The sequence below is a fragment of the Sulfurimonas sp. genome (assembly GCF_041563035.1).
Classification (GTDB): domain Bacteria; phylum Campylobacterota; class Campylobacteria; order Campylobacterales; family Sulfurimonadaceae; genus Sulfurimonas.
Window position 1 is genome coordinate 362,086 of record NZ_JBFFNS010000001.1, and the last position, 15,379, is coordinate 377,464.

The 15,379-nt window shown below is 34.0% G+C and carries 11 protein-coding genes; 4 read left to right on the plus strand and 7 right to left on the minus strand.

Annotated elements, in window-relative coordinates; translation table 11 throughout:
- Nucleotides 1-12 precede the first annotated feature (12 nt).
- The 6 genes from ABZC13_RS01725 to ABZC13_RS01750 form a co-directional block, all read right to left on the minus strand.
- Nucleotides 13-699 (minus strand): FKBP-type peptidyl-prolyl cis-trans isomerase, encoded by a 687-nt coding sequence (locus ABZC13_RS01725; protein ID WP_372999086.1) that lies wholly within the window; start codon nucleotides 697-699, stop codon nucleotides 13-15.
- Nucleotides 700-838: 139 nt separating this feature from the next.
- Nucleotides 839-2,944, minus strand: a complete 2,106-nt coding sequence (locus tag ABZC13_RS01730) for an EAL domain-containing protein (RefSeq protein WP_372999089.1) — start codon at nucleotides 2,942-2,944, stop codon at nucleotides 839-841.
- Nucleotides 2,945-3,054: 110 nt separating this feature from the next.
- Nucleotides 3,055-4,293, minus strand: coding sequence for a DEAD/DEAH box helicase (locus ABZC13_RS01735; RefSeq protein WP_372999439.1), 1,239 nt, complete (start codon nucleotides 4,291-4,293; stop codon nucleotides 3,055-3,057).
- 39 nt (nucleotides 4,294-4,332) lie between these two features.
- Nucleotides 4,333-5,358, minus strand: coding sequence for a polysaccharide deacetylase family protein (locus tag ABZC13_RS01740; protein ID WP_372999092.1), 1,026 nt, complete (start codon nucleotides 5,356-5,358; stop codon nucleotides 4,333-4,335).
- 46 nt (nucleotides 5,359-5,404) lie between these two features.
- Entirely contained in the window at nucleotides 5,405-7,978 is a 2,574-nt protein-coding gene (locus tag ABZC13_RS01745; RefSeq protein WP_372999095.1) for an EAL domain-containing protein, read from the minus strand.
- Nucleotides 7,979-8,080: 102 nt separating this feature from the next.
- Nucleotides 8,081-9,361 (minus strand): nitrate/nitrite transporter, encoded by a 1,281-nt coding sequence (locus tag ABZC13_RS01750; RefSeq protein ID WP_372999098.1) that lies wholly within the window; start codon nucleotides 9,359-9,361, stop codon nucleotides 8,081-8,083.
- A gap of 350 nt (nucleotides 9,362-9,711) precedes the next feature.
- Between ABZC13_RS01750 and ABZC13_RS01755 the strand changes: the two genes are divergently transcribed.
- The 4 genes from ABZC13_RS01755 (at nucleotide 9,712) to ABZC13_RS01770 (ending at nucleotide 14,688) form a co-directional block, all read left to right on the plus strand.
- Nucleotides 9,712-11,646 carry a methyl-accepting chemotaxis protein gene (locus ABZC13_RS01755; RefSeq protein WP_372999102.1) on the plus strand — a complete coding sequence of 645 codons (1,935 nt, stop codon included), beginning with the start codon at nucleotides 9,712-9,714 and terminating at the stop codon, nucleotides 11,644-11,646.
- Nucleotides 11,627-12,205, plus strand: a complete 579-nt coding sequence (locus ABZC13_RS01760; protein ID WP_372999106.1) for a CheB methylesterase domain-containing protein — start codon at nucleotides 11,627-11,629, stop codon at nucleotides 12,203-12,205. The genes ABZC13_RS01755 and ABZC13_RS01760 overlap by 20 nt, the downstream gene beginning before the upstream one ends.
- The gene (locus ABZC13_RS01765; protein WP_372999109.1) at nucleotides 12,205-12,984 is read left to right on the plus strand and encodes a protein-glutamate O-methyltransferase CheR; all 780 of its coding nucleotides are present in this window, start codon (nucleotides 12,205-12,207) and stop codon (nucleotides 12,982-12,984) included. The genes ABZC13_RS01760 and ABZC13_RS01765 overlap by 1 nt, the downstream gene beginning before the upstream one ends.
- Nucleotides 12,985-13,116: 132 nt before the next feature.
- On the plus strand, nucleotides 13,117-14,688 hold the full coding sequence (locus ABZC13_RS01770) for a DmsC/YnfH family molybdoenzyme membrane anchor subunit (protein ID WP_372999112.1): 1,572 nt from the start codon (nucleotides 13,117-13,119) through the stop codon (nucleotides 14,686-14,688).
- Between the two features lie 6 nt (nucleotides 14,689-14,694).
- Here the strand turns inward: ABZC13_RS01770 and ABZC13_RS01775 are convergent, their stop codons facing one another.
- On the minus strand, nucleotides 14,695-15,291 hold the full coding sequence (locus ABZC13_RS01775; RefSeq protein ID WP_372999115.1) for a tetratricopeptide repeat protein: 597 nt from the start codon (nucleotides 15,289-15,291) through the stop codon (nucleotides 14,695-14,697).
- Nucleotides 15,292-15,379: the final 88 nt, after the last annotated feature.

Here is a 15,379-nt window from a genome sequence, read left to right on the forward strand (position 1 = left end):
AGAGAGAGTTTTTTAGTTGATTTTTAACAGTTCTACATCAAAGATAAGTGTAGCACCAGGACCGATTTTTGGAGGAGCTCCTTGTTCGCCGTATGCTAGAGCCGATGGAATGACAAGTTGCCATTTATCTCCGACTTTCATCTTTTGCAGAGCCTCTGTCCAGCCTGGGATAACAGCATTTACAGGAAAACTTACTGCTTCTCCACGCTCTACAGAACTATCAAATACAGTTCCGTCTATTAGAGTACCGTGATAGTGTGTAACAACTTTATCTGTAGGTTTTGGAAAAACTTTTCCGGTTCCTGATTTAAGTACTTTGTACTGAAGACCACTTTTAAGAGTTTTAACACCTGGTTTGTTTTTATTTGCTTCAAGAAAGTCAAGACCTTCTTTTTTGTTATGACTTGAGAACTTTTTCATCATAGATAGTTCTCTTATTTGCTTACTCTTTTGGTAGTTTACCATTGCAATACGCATGTCATCGTTACTAAGTCTTGGTTTACTACCAGAAAATACATCTTTCATACCAAGTTTCATAGCATCTAAGTTGATATCATCTTTAGAAATCATAAGCTGTTTTCCAAGTTGAATTCCTATCACATAACTAGCTTTTTGCTCCTGACTTGTAAGTGTGCTCCCCCACACGCTAGTTGCTATTAGTCCTACAGAACCAATGATTGTCGGTAAAAGTTTTATCATAAATATCCTTATTCTTTTTGAAAGTTTATTGTTAAAAAATTATAGCGATAGATTTTTAATTAAGCTACTATTTTGACATGTCTTTGAAAAATGATTGTTAAGAGATGTAAAATGTAAACAAAAAGTGATATATAGATCACTATAGTTTAGATAGTGGCTCGCTAAAGTAGTAACCTTGAAACTCATCAACACCAAGTTCTTTACAAATCTCAAATATTTCTTTTGAGTGTACAAACTCGGCAATCGTTTTGATATTTAGCTCATTCGCGAAGCTAACAATAGTTTTAACTATTTTTCTAGAGTTGTCATCTTTGTCAATATTTTTAATCATTGAACCATCTATCTTTATATAGTCTGGTTCAATCTTCATCATATATGAGAAGTTGGAGTAACCTGTGCCAAAATCATCGATGGCAATTTTAGCACCCATTTTTTTTATGTCTAATATAAATTCTTCGATCTCTAATATATTATAAATATCCTCAGACTCTACTATTTCAAATATTACTCTTTGGGGATTTGGAAAGTTTAAAAGCTCAGTTTTGATAAAAGAGACGACTTCATGGTTTAAAATATCTTCTGCTGTTAAGTTAATAGAAAATGACTCTTTTCTATCTTTAAATAGTTCAAAAGTCTTAGTGATAACTCTATATGTTATCTGATGATAAAATTTTGTCTTTTTTGCAATTTCTAAAAAAGCAAAAGGAGATAAAATTTCATTATTATCTTTTAGACGAACCAGTGCTTCATATTTCTCTCTTTGTGAGTTTAAGCCTACAATAGGCTGATAATATGCAACTATATTGTCATTTTGCAGAGCATATTTTATTTTATTGATAATCTCTATATTTTTTTCTTGGATAGACTTTGTATCTTCGTCCTTTGAATAGACTACATAGTCTTTATGCTCTCGTTGAGCTTGATGAAGTGCCATATCTGCTTTTTCAAGTCTTCTGTCTGTATCAAAGCAGATTCCTGCATACATAGTTATTGAGATATCTACTTCTTCTTCTGGGTAGTGAAAAACCTCATTTTCTATCTGCTTTGTAAGTGAAGATATATAGTTTACAAACTCTGCCTTAGAAGTCATACGGTTATTTAGTATGACTATCTCATCACTTCCTACTCTGTAAATAGATAGACTTCTTTGAAGAACATCAGTCTTAAAACGTGATGCTAACTCTTTTAATACAAAGTTACCCGCTTCAAAACCAAAAACATCATTTATATGTGTAAAGCCTCTGATATTTAATAGTGCAATATAGGCTTCTTCTTGATCAGTCATATCTTTCGTAAGTGAGCTACGGTTTGGAAGTGAAGTAAGTTCGTCAAAATAAGCAAGCTCATATAGACGTTGTTTATTATCTTCTTGAAGTGTTAAGTCAGAAAATATTCCGGCATAGTATTCAAGGTTTCCATTTTCATCATTTATTTTAGATATGTTTAGCAGTTCAGGATATACTCTTCCGCTTTTATGCTTATTCCAAATCTCACCTTGCCACTTTCCTGTAGTGTTTATAGAGTTCCACATCTCTTTATAAAACGCTTTATCTTGAAGATGTGAAGCTAAAATATTTGGAGATTTTCCAACTACATCATCTTCACTATAACCTGTAGTCCTAGTAAAACCGTTATTTACAGAAAGTATCTTGAGCTGTGCATCTGTTATTATAACGCCTTCCGCTGTTGTCTCAAGTACTTTACTGGACACACGCAGTTTACTATTTGCGTTACGTTTATTTGCTTCTATAAGCTCTTTCGTCTGTTCTAAAATTTTTAAATCATTTTCTATTGCTTGGCGATAAAGGGACATTATCTGTTTTATATTCTCAGACACTTCTAAATCTTTAGAATCTAAGATGCAAATAGTTCCATATACTGTCTTATCAGGCCAAAGTAGAGGTAGACCGTAGTAGCTTATCATACCAAGCGCAATATCAGGGTTGTCCTTCCAGTACTCATCTTTTAATGAGTTTGGAACATGTAGAAAATTTTTAGTATTCATAACAGTTTCACAGTATAGACCACAGCCTAAATGTTCAGAAGCACCAATTTCGTAAGGATTTTTTTGTGGAGTAGATGTGCGTGCAACTTCAATTTTGTCTGCTAATACGTGCATGACTAAAGATGCTGGAACATTTGCAAAAATAGATAGTGAGTCAACCATCTCTTGCCAGACAATTAAAACGTCATTTGAGACTTCTGGTTTATTTACTCCGATGTCATATGCGGCTATAAAATCCATTGTGACTATTTACCTTTAACAATATTTACTTATGTTAAAAATATTATAACGTAAGAATTACTCAGTAAATACTTATTTATTCATGTATGTATAAAAATGTCATTTAAATGTTACTGTGCATCTTTTTTGGCTTTTTCCCTAAGTTTGTCTTTTTTACTTTTGCCTTTACCTTTTATGGGAGCAGGGCCTTTTTCTTTTTTAGGAGCTTCACCTGTAAGCTCGAAGCCTTCTATCTGTTCTCTCTCTATTTTTACTTTACATTTTTTTTCAATTACTCCAAAATGAGCTTGATCTTCGTGAGAGATAAATGAAATAGCTAATCCTGATTTTCCGGCTCTAGCAGTACGCCCTATACGGTGAATATAGTCAGTTGGAGAGCGGGGTAGGTCATAGTTTATAACACACTCGATGTTGTCTATATCTAGACCTCTTGCTGCGATGTCCGTTGCAAATAGAATATTTATCTTTTTATCTTTGAACTCATTTAGTGTATAAGTCCTGTCTTCTTGATGTAGATCTCCATGAAATGACTCAGCTGCAAAACCATACTTTCTAAATTTATAAGCAATGTTGTCTGTTGCTCTTTTGTTAGCCATAAATACCAATACATTTTTTAGCTTTAGTGTCTTGATGAGATGCTTAAGTAGTGAACTTCGGTTATTAATATTTACTTCTATTGCTCTTTGGCTGATTGTGTCAACTGTAGGTACATCTTCTTGGATGCTAACTTCTACAGCTGTTTCTGTTATCTTAGATGCAATGCTTAAAATCTTATCAGGGTAAGTAGCTGAAAACAGAAGGTTTTGACGTTTATCTGGGATAGCATCTAGTATAAGGTCAAGTTCCTGTGCGAAACCAAGGTTTAGCATCTTGTCTGCTTCATCAAGAACTAAAAACTCTAGATGCGAGAGGTTCATCTGTTTTTTACTCAAAACATCTAAAAATCTACCTGATGTAGCAACTAAGATGTCACACCCTTGCTGGATATCGTATAGTTGATCTCCAATGCCTTCACCGCCGATAAGACTTACGACTTTAGGACTCTTTTGTATAAATTCACAAAATATCTCAAAAGCAGCAGCAATCTGAAGAGTTAACTCTCTAGTTGGAGTTAGTACAAGAACCTTTATCTTCGCCTTTCCTTCACCTCTACGCTTTTGTAGAAGTTCTAAGATAGGCAGAATATAACTCGCACTTTTACCGCTTCCTGTTTTAGCTTTAGCCATAACATCGCTACCCTCAAGTACATGAGGAATAACTTTTTCTTGAATGGGTGTCGGATTTATAAAGTTGTTTTTTGTAAGGGCTTTTTTTATGGCAAAAGAGAGTTTAAGTGAAGAAAATGGCATCTGAAGAGTTCCTAAAATAGTTTTACGTATTTTAGCCAATCACTTCTTAACTATCCACAGATGGCTGTACCAATACCACTTTCCATTTTTACTTGGTGCGGTACAGGTATACTTTTCTCTACCTTGTTTAAAAGGCTCATTTGCACAGACTTCAATCTCTGTTTTGGATATCCATTTAAACTCTATTGCATCACCATTTGATATGTAGCATCCTATATTTTCAAGTGGTTCTTTTAGTTTTATACGAAGTTTTGGTGGGTTTTGTTCTTTGATGTATGGCTCATTTTGCGAAACTGACTCTATTGGCATCGGTAGTGTATTTAGCTTGCTTATGAAGCTATTAGGATTTGCAAAGGCTTCCGCCATAGGAAATCTTGTGACTGCTCTTAAGTCACTATTCTCTCCAATAGGCCCTGAAGTCTGTGTTATACCTATGTAGCCAAGCTCTTTTATAAGATCTGCTGTTTTCATGTCATATTCTCCAAAAGGATAAGAAAAAAGACGCGGATTTTCATTTGCATCTGAGCCAAGTTCTTCATGAAGTCTTAATTGAGCATTTGTTATCTCAGCAGTTATTCTTTTTCTCCATTGTGCTTCTGTCTCATTACTCTTTGTAAGAAGAAAGTCATGGCTACGGGAGTGGTTTGCAAACTCTGCACCATCCTTTTTCATAGTACGAAGCTGATCCCATGACATGTAGTTTTTTGAGTCGCTATCTACTTGGTTAGTACTTACAACTACTGTAAATGGAAATCTTTTACTTTTTAGCATTGGATAAGCATTTATATAGGTGCTCATATATGCATCGTCTATGGTCAATGCAACAGTTTTTGGAGGAAGTGTTTTTTTCTCTTTAATATGACTTAGTATTTTTGAGAGATGCCAGACATTGTAATCATGTTCTTCAAGATAGTCTAACTGGTATTGGAACTGTTCAAGTGTTATATTTGTAGAAGGGTATTTTGATTCGCCAAAGCGGTGGTACATAAAGACTATTGCACTGTTGGCAAATATTGGAGAAATAAGAAAAAATAGTAATAAGTATATTATTTTTTTTGAGCTCATTAACTCTCCATTTTAATACTTTTTAATATATTACGTTTATTATAACCTATGATTTCTTTAAAAACCTTTCGTATATCTCATCTGCTGAAATTGGTTTTGAATAAAAATAGCCCTGAATATTATGACATCCATTTTCCACTAAAAAATCTTTTTGCTCTTTTGTCTCAACACCTTCGGCTATAACTTTTAGATTTAAACTTTTTGATAGAGCTATGACTGATTTAGTTATTCCGATATCTTCATCATCATCAGGAAGATCTTTTATAAATGAACGATCTATCTTTAGTTTGTCCAAAGGTAGTTTTTTTAAGTATGAAAGTGAAGAGTAACCTGTCCCAAAGTCATCAATAGCCAACTCGATTCCCATATCACTTATTTGATTTAGAATTTTGATGGCTTCCTCGGGATTTGTCATGATTTGACCCTCTGTGACTTCAAGCTCAATCCACTCAGGCTTACATCGAGTTTCCTCTAATAAACTACGCATAACTTCTATAAAATCTTTTTTCTGCAGTTGTTTAATAGCAAGATTCATAGAAAGAACTCCTGGATTTAGACCTTCTTTATACCAAGATGATAGCTGAGTCATGGCGGATCTCATTACCCATTGGTCTATTTGTATAATAAGTCCATTTTTCTCTGCAATAGGGATAAATTTATATGGAGGTACCATACCTAATGTTGGGTGATTCCATCTTATTAAGGCTTCCATCCCTATTAGACTATTATCAGAACCATTTATTTGTGGCTGATAATGAACAACGAACTCTTCATTTGCTAATGCTTGGCGTAAGCTCACTTCCATAGCTAGATGCTCAAATGCAAGTTCTGTCATCTCACTAGAGTAAAATTGAAAGTTATTACGTCCCTCTTCTTTAGCTTTATACATAGCAGAATCTGCATATTTTAGAAGATTTTTGGCATCTGTATCGTCATTCGGGTATATACTGATACCTATACTGCTAGATATATAAAGAGTATGAGTATCTATGTGTATTGGTTTTTCTAAATCTTCAATTATTTTTTGTGCTAAAACTGATACATCTTTTGCAATGTTTAACTCTTCAACGATAAGCGTAAACTCATCTCCACCTAGACGAGATAGAGTATCTTCTTTACGAATGTTGTTTTTAAGTCTGTCTGCAGTCACTTGGAGTACTTTATCTCCTATCTCATGGCCAAGAGAATCATTGATCTGTTTAAAGTGATCTAAGTCTATGTAAAAGAGTGCTATTAGTGTTTTGTTACGCTTAGCCCTTTGTATAGCTTGTTCCAGTCTATCATTAAAAAAAGCACGATTTGGAAGTTGTGTTAAATCATCATGATGTGCTTGATGATGTAATATATTTTTTTGTTCATGGAGTTTTTCTTCAGCTATTTTACGTTCAGTTATATCTTGAGCATATCCTACCATAGCAGTTGGTTTTCCATTTGAATCTTTTAATATAGATAGAGATAGGGCTATATATACTATTTGTTTTGATTTTTTAACTAAACGTTTGTCAGCATAATACTCGCCATTTTTCATTAGCTGATCTATACTCTCTTTAAGAGCTTCATAATCTTCTTCCAAATAGAGCATAGTGATATGTTTACCAAGAACTTGACTTTCTGTATATTCTAAAAGTAGCTCTGACCCTTTGTTCCAGCTAGTTATATAACCGTCTAAGTCTGTAGTGATTACTGAGTCATGTATTTGTTCGATTATCTGTACTTGCTGAGAATATTTTAATTGCATCTCTTGTATATTTGTTATATCTCTATGAGTACCAATCATTCTGATGGCTTTTCCATTATGATCAAACTGAACTTTTCCTCTATCTAGAGTCCAAATCCAACTACCGTTTTTATGTTTAATACGATGAATATTTTCATAATAATCTGTAGCACCTTGTATATTTTTTTCTATATCTTTTATAGCATTTTGGATGTCATCAGGATGAACACGATCTTCCCATGATGACATCTCGTTGGGAAGTTCATAATCATTAAAGCCTAGCATCTCTTTCCAACGAGGAGAAAAATAGATAGTGTCATCAAGAATATTCCAGTCCCATAGACCATCATTGCTACCTAAAAGAGCAAGTTCAACACGTTCTTGTAGTTTTATATTTTCTTGTTCTATCTTTTTTTTGTCAGTAATGTTTTTCCATGTACCGTAGAGTATTTTTCTTCCTTGAAGTATAAAGTAAGTCAATGTAATATCAACCCAAAATTGATTTCCCTTACTGCTTAAATGTAACCACTCGAAAGAATCAGTACCGTTTTGGATAACAAGTTTTATTTTTTCAGCTGATAAGTTAGAACTTTTTTCTCCATTTGGTTGATATTCAGGTGATAAGTCATCAAGATTTAGTGCAAACATCTCTTCTTTTGAATCACACTCAAGTAGTTTAACTGCATTTTCATTACACTCTATAAACTTCTTTGTTTTAAGATCATATATGACTACGCTGTTTGAAGAATTTTTGAGAACTAACTCATGAAGACTTTTTTGCTTTTCTAACTCTTCTTTTTGCTTATATAAAATTTTGGTTGAGTTTTTTAGTTGTTGGTTTTTGTAGATTATAAAAAGTAGTATTAAAAAGAGACCAATAGATGTTAAAAGTAGAATATTCAAAATAAACCCTAGTAAAAATATAAAGAACAATTATATCAAAGTTTATTTATTGGAAATATTAGTATGGGAGCTAGATAAAACTGCTTCATCTAGCTTTAATAATTAGATTCTACCGCCTGCTGCAACACCCCAAGTAGTTCTCCATCTAGTTTTTACTAAGCTTATTCCCATAAGTGCTACAAGAACAACAGCTGCAAATATCATGAAACCTGCTGAGTAACCGTCAAATGCACCTTTAGACCAACCAAGAGTTTTGATAAGAGCTGTACCTCCAAGACCGCCGGCAGCACCGATGATACCCGTCATTATCCCTATGTCTTTACCAAATCTTTGTGGAACTAACTGAAACACTGCACCGTTTGCCATACCAAGATTAGCCATGATTAAAAACAGTACAAAGATAGCAAACCAAAAAGGCAGGGTTACAGTAGCATTTAAAATCACCAATAGTGATACAAGACCAAAGAAGATATATAGAGATTTTATACCTCCAAGTTTATCTGCAATTGCTCCACCCACAGGACGAAGAACAGCACCTGCAAATATACAAAGAGCACCGAAGTAACCAGCTATTACTTTTACATTTTCCTCGTTAAATACGTCTAATCCAAAAGCACTCATATCTGCTTGATATGTATTCATAAGATAGACTTTCATATATCCTGCAAATCCAACAAATCCACCAAAACTAACTGCATAGAAAAGGTTAAACCACCAAGTATCTTTATCTTTTAGAAGTTTTCCATAATCTTTAAGCTTTTTAGGACGAGCCGTGTAAACTTCAGATGGTGCATTTTTAGCTAAAAAAGCATAAGCAATAAGAACAACGATAGCCATACCAGCACCTACACCAAATACAGACTCCCATCCCCAAAGTTCAGCTATTTTTGGAGCGAACAGGAAGTCTATAACGACTCCTATATTACCAGCTCCAGCGATTCCAAGTACAACACCTTGAAGTTTTGGCGGATACCATTGACCGGCTTGTGGAAGTGCCACGGCAAAAGAAGCTCCTGCAAAACCAAGACCTAATGCTACAAGAAGCAGTGTGTCATAAGTGATTGAATTACCTTGAAAGTATGCAGTTAAAAGTGCAATAATTACAACACTTTGTGCCATCATAGCAGTTAGTTTTGCTCCAAGTTTATCTACACCAAACCCGAGAACTATTCTTAGCAGTGCACCAGATAAAATAGGTAGTGAAAGAAGAGTTGCTTTTTCGCCTGAAGTCATAATATGACCACCAAGTGCTAGTGCTTCTGCTATCTCTGTAGAAAGTGGACCGAGCATCGTCCAAACCATAAAACTCATATCAAAATATAAAAAAGCCATGAACAATGTCGGTGCATGTCCTTGACCTTTTAAATCTTTAAATCCTGCCATAATGTCTCCTAAACAAATTATATGACAAAATTATAATAGAAGATGAGGGTAAGTTAATCTCTTTTATGATTAAATAATAATCAGTTAGTAAATATTAATTGATTCAAATATATGCACGCTTCAATTTACTGTAGATGATATTTTTATATTTTTATTGGTAAAGATTTCTTAAACATATGTCTAAAAATTTTGATACAATATCTTTACATTTAAGGAAATAAAAAGAGGGGAATCTTATAGTGAATAGACTATCAATAAGAATTCAAATAATATTGTTGACAGCGTTGTCGTTAATATTATTGGCTTTGATAACAACTAATATATCTGTTTCACAAAGTAAAGATGCTTTGATGAAAAACAGCTTTTCACAGCTTACTACTGTAAGGGATATGAAAAAACACTTTATTGAATCATTTTTTAGTGAGAGAGTAGGGGATATAAATGTTCTCTCAGTAAATGATAATGTAAAAAATCTCACAAATGATTTAATTTATGTGCATAAAGAGTTAGGTGTACAACCTACTGATAATTATCCTGTGACAAATCCACTAGCTAAAGAAAAAACAGCGATAAGTGATGAATTTTTCCAATTTTATGCAAAAGAGTATGGATATTATGATGTATTTATCGTATGTGCTAAACATGGGCATGTTATGTATTCACAAGCAAAAGAATCAGACTATGGAGAAAATGTAGGAACAGGTTCTTTAAAAGATAGTGGACTTGGAGAAGTTTATAGAAAAGTTAAAGAGCTTAAACGACCAGTATTTGTAGATATGAAACCATATGCCCCATCTGCTGGTGCTCCTGCAATGTTTTTAGGTGCTCCTGTTTATATTGATGGTGACTTTAAATCAATATTAGTATTTCAAATATCAGATGCATCTATAAATAAAATCATGCAATTTAGACAAGGGTATGGTGATTCACAAGAAGATTATTTAGTAGGTCAAGATAAGCTTATGAGAAGTGATAGTTTCTTAGATCCAAAAGGGCACTCGCTTCAAGCTTCTTTTGCTAATCCTTCAAGTGGTTCTGTAGATACTGAAGCTTCTCGTGAAGCATTAGCAGGTAAGACAGATACTAAGATTGTAACTGACTATAATGGAAATCCTGTTCTTTCTTCATTCTCTACTATTAATATTGGTAAAGATTTTAAGTGGGTGATACTTTCGGAAATTGACGAGGCAGAGGTTCTTATCGTTCCTGATAGTATTAGAAACACTATCGTAATGTGGTCTGTAATTATACTTATAATAATGATTACAATATCTGTTTTTGCTGTTAATATAAGTATAATCAGACCTATTAGCAAATTTAAAGAAACTCTTTTAAATATTGGTGATAATAAAAATCTTACTCTAAAAGTAGATGAAAACGCACCATTAGAACTTTCTCAGATCGCTATGAGTTTTAATGGTCTTATGACTTCACTAAAAGAATTGATAGAGACTTCAAAACAGAGTTCTTCAGAGAATGCTTCTATATCTCATGAGCTTTCTACTACAGCTATGGGTGTTGGAGAAAATGTTGAGAAATCTGTAAACGTTGTTGACGCGGCTACTCAAAAAGCAGTTCAAATTAAAGATGAGATCAACAAGGCAATCACAGATGCTCAGGAGAGTAAAGAAGATATCATTAAAGCAAATGCAAATCTTACAGAAGCTCGTGAAGATGTAATCAAACTTACATCTGATGTACAAAGAAGTGCTGAATTAGAAGTTGAGTTGGCAGAAAAGATGAACACAGTATCTCAAGATGCAAATGAAGTTAAAAATGTCCTTGAAGTTATCTCAGATATTGCAGATCAAACAAATCTTCTTGCACTTAATGCTGCAATCGAAGCAGCTCGTGCAGGTGAACATGGACGTGGATTTGCAGTTGTTGCCGATGAAGTTCGTAAGCTTGCAGAGAGAACTCAAAAATCTCTTACTGAAATCAACGCTACTATCAATGTAATTGTTCAGTCTATTGGAGATGTAAGTGGACAGATGAGTAGTAACTCTGAGGATATTCAAAAACTTGCAAATATGGCAATCGAAGTTGAAGAGAAGATCAATATTAGTGTTCAGATTGTTGATGAAGCAGTAAATGCAAGTGACAGAACGGTAACGGATTTTGAAAAAACTGGAAATGATGTTGAGTCTATAGTTACTCAGATTACAGAGATAAATGATATCTCTTTAGTTAATGCTCGTAATGTTGAAGAGATTGCTGCTGCAGCTGATCACTTAAACTCTATGACAGATGACCTGCACTCTAAACTTGAAACATTCCATACCTAGAAAGATTGTCCTAATAGGTGCCTCTACCGGAGGTCCTGGACAAATAGAGAAGATTGTTAATGCTCTTCCAGCTCTACACTCTACATCAATAGTAATTGCGCAGCATATGGCAGTTGGTTTTATGCAAAGCTTCGCAAAACGTCTACAGGAAAATCATGTAAACAATATATCAGTTGCTAGAGATAAAGAGTACTTGGAAAATGCAAAGATATATGTGTGTTGTGGAGCTACAGCAATAAGTAAAGATAGTTCTGGCTACATTTTCTCTCAAAAAGAGTCACCTGTAAATGCTTTTAATCCAGATATAAATACTCTGTTTAACTCTTTTATACCTTATAGTGAAGATTTTGATATTTTAAGTGTTATTTTAACAGGTATTGGTAATGATGGTGTAGAAGCTTGTAAGGCACTTGGTCAAAATGGATCTTCGTGTATAACAGAGAGTGAGAGTAGTGCCATAGTCGATGGGATGCCTAGTCGTGCTAGAAAAGAAGTGAAAGATATTAAAGTGCTTGATATCGCTCAAATAGTAGATTCAATAAAGGAGTTTTGTAACTAATGTTTGATTTTTTTAAAAAGAAGAAGAAATCTATTGTAGAAGAGGAAAAAGTTGTCGAACCAACTGACTATACAAATGTTGAACCAATAGCAGAGTACTTTAAAAATGAAACGGGTGTGACATTTGACAATCAAATCAGTATACTGACAAATAAAGTTATGACTTTTTGTAGGCAAAGAGAGATCAGCTCATTTTCAAAATTACTTAAAATGGTGGATGAAGATGCAGTAATTAAGCAAGAATTGATAGACTACCTAACTACAAATGAGACATTTTTTTATAGAGAGTTTAGACAAATAGCCCAACTTGTAGAACTTGTTAAGAACTGTGAACATGCTGTAGAGATTCTTTGTGCCCCATCTGCAACAGGGGAAGAACCGTACAGTATAGCTATAGCACTTTTTGAAGCAGGAGTACTTCCTAGCAAGGTTAAAATAGTCGGTATAGATATAAATTCAGATGCTTTAGCAAAGGCAAGAGAAGCTGTCTATAAAGAGAGAAATGTGAGAAATGTGAGTGATGAGATTAAAGATAAATATTTTGACAGAGATGGTGAACTTTATGCACTAAAGAGCAGTATAAAATCTCATGTGACTTTTAGACTTGAAAATCTCTTCGATCCATCTTTTGTAAATATTGGAAAATTTGATTTTATCTTTTCAAGAAATATGTTTATATATTTTGATGCACCGACAAAAATAAAAGCAAAAAATATTTTAGAGAGTATGAGAAAGAATAGTGAGCAAGAGATATTTTTTGGACATGCTGACCAACTTTAAAATAGTATTAGCAAGATTAAAATGTAATCATCTATAAAAAGTAGTATGTTTAAAATTTAATCATGCTATCTATTTATCTAATATTTAATTTATGTATAATTTTTCCATAAATAAAGTATATGGGGATTAAATATGCAAACGCCATTAGAGAGTTTTATAGATTACAAAGCTGATACTGGAATGCAGTGTGGTAATTACTCCATAAACATACCGAAGTTACAAGAGGGTGAACAATACAGGTTTCACTTTGATGCAACTGCATGTGTAGGCTGTAGATGCTGTGAAGTTGCATGTAATGAGCAAAACAATAACCCGCACGATATCAAGTGGAGAAGAGTTGGTGAAATGGAGGGTGGAGAATTTCCTGCCTTTACTCAACTCTTTAACTCTATGAGCTGTAATCACTGCATCGACCCTGAATGTTTAACAGGGTGTCCTACAAATTCTTACATAAAAATCCAAGAAACTGGAATAGTAGTCCATGATGATGATACGTGTATAGGTTGTCAGTACTGTACTTGGAACTGTCCATATGAAGTTCCTATTTTCCATGAAGAGAGAAAGATAGTAACTAAGTGTCATATGTGCCACGAGAGACTTGATGTCGGTCAGACTCCTGCTTGTGTTCAAGCTTGTCCATCTGGAGCGATAGAAATAGAAGTGGTAAATGTAAATAAATGGTTAGAAAAAGATATAGATGAAAATGCAAACATGCCTTTCTTGCCAGATGCTAGAATTACAAACTCTACTACAAGATATACGCTACCGAAAAAAATTCCTGACTCTATGAAAGAGCTAGATGAGCATATACTAAAACCTGCTCATCCTGAGTTGCCGCTGGTTTTTATGACAGTACTAACTCAGATATCTCTTGGTGGATTTGCAGTTCTTTTAATGGGTGATGTCATGAGCCTTTTTGGTTTTGAAGATGTTAACTGGGTAATGGCACTTTTAGTTATGTTACCTGCTGCACTCGGACTTCCTCTTTCAGCTCTGCATCTGGGACGACCATTTTTAGCTCTCACTGCGATGAAGAACATAAAAACATCATGGTTATCTCGTGAAGCACTTGCTCTTGGAGTTTTTACCGCTCTGATGAACCTTGTTGTGATCCTTTACTTATTAGAAGTATCGCAAGCTATAAGAGTTCTTGTAGAACTAGCAACACTTGCCTCTGGAGTCTATGGCATCTACGCTCAGAGCATGATTTACCGTATAAAAGCAAGACCGGCTTGGGACAGGGTAACAACAAATATGAAGTTCTTTGGAGTTACCTATATAGGTGCTATTATGCTTAGTCTTGTTGCTGTGGTTTTTGGGATGCTGGAAGTTGCTATTCCTTTAGTGTCTCTTGGAATGTTAGGCGCACTTGCTCAACTATTTTTCAGTTATGAAGATGTTAGAACGCTTAGTATCGAAGGTAGAAATGAGTATCAGTTAAAAAGAACTCTTAGACTATATGATGAGAACTTCAAAAATATAAAACTGTTTCGTTTTGTCTCTATAGTTTTAGGAGGAGTTTTTCTTCCACTACTCTCAATTGTATTTTTGAGCTCGTCTTCATTTGGAGTTGCTTCTATAGCACTTAGCCTTTCACTGTTGTTGATATTTGCTAGTGAGATAAGTGATAGATTTTTATTTTATTCGACTGTTGTTCCTCTTGGAATGGCAGGTGGATTCTTTGTATCAAAACAAAGAAGCTAAGCAGGTCTAATAACCTGCTCTTTCCAACTCTTCCAATATTCTTAACTCTTTACAACCCAAATAGTTATTTGCTTCACAGGCTAAATCGAATTTTTCTTTAGCTTTTTGAAGATCGCGTTTTACTGACCTTGAATCCCTATACATTCTTCCAAGATATATACATGATTCAGAATAACCAGCATTACAAGCTTTATCATAAAAAGCAATAGAGATTTTTTTCAGAGCTTCTGTTTTCATTTTTGAATAATAAACAGCTACATTATGACATGCAAATCCATCTTCACCACCACAAGCTTTAGAATAGAGTTTAAAAGCCTTTTTCATATCTTGTTTTACATTTTTGCCCTCTTCATATAAAAGAGCAGCTTTTGAACAACTTTCATAAAAGTTTTTATCGCAAGCTTTTAGATAAAAGCCAATAGCTTTATTGTCATCTTCGGCAGTACTGCCATCTCCATAGTCATACATTAGCCCCATGTTGTAACATGAGAGAGTATCGCCTTTACTACATTCTGTCTTAAATGATTTTTTTTGTTCATCTGTAGCAGAAGCACCTAGGTTTGTTATTAAAACGATTGTGAATATATATAGTAAACTTTTCATGGCAAAAGTATAGTAATGATTAATAAATATACAACACAAGAATATTAAATAGTATTTTTTTGTTAGAATAAGTAAAGTTTAAATAAAG

Excerpts from the sequence above, each read along its gene's own strand:
- ABZC13_RS01755 (WP_372999102.1), top strand. The coding sequence starts at position 9,712 with ATGAAAAACAGCTTTTCACAGCTTACTACTGTAAGGGATATGAAAAAA.
- ABZC13_RS01775 (WP_372999115.1), bottom strand. The coding sequence starts at position 15,291 with ATGAAAAGTTTACTATATATATTCACAATCGTTTTAATAACAAACCTA.
- ABZC13_RS01750 (WP_372999098.1), bottom strand. The coding sequence starts at position 9,361 with ATGGCAGGATTTAAAGATTTAAAAGGTCAAGGACATGCACCGACATTG.
- ABZC13_RS01740 (WP_372999092.1), bottom strand. The coding sequence starts at position 5,358 with ATGAGCTCAAAAAAAATAATATACTTATTACTATTTTTTCTTATTTCT.
- ABZC13_RS01725 (WP_372999086.1), bottom strand. The coding sequence starts at position 699 with ATGATAAAACTTTTACCGACAATCATTGGTTCTGTAGGACTAATAGCA.
- ABZC13_RS01735 (WP_372999439.1), bottom strand. The coding sequence starts at position 4,293 with ATGCCATTTTCTTCACTTAAACTCTCTTTTGCCATAAAAAAAGCCCTT.
- ABZC13_RS01770 (WP_372999112.1), top strand. The coding sequence starts at position 13,117 with ATGCAAACGCCATTAGAGAGTTTTATAGATTACAAAGCTGATACTGGA.
- ABZC13_RS01765 (WP_372999109.1), top strand. The coding sequence starts at position 12,205 with ATGTTTGATTTTTTTAAAAAGAAGAAGAAATCTATTGTAGAAGAGGAA.
- ABZC13_RS01730 (WP_372999089.1), bottom strand. The coding sequence starts at position 2,944 with ATGGATTTTATAGCCGCATATGACATCGGAGTAAATAAACCAGAAGTC.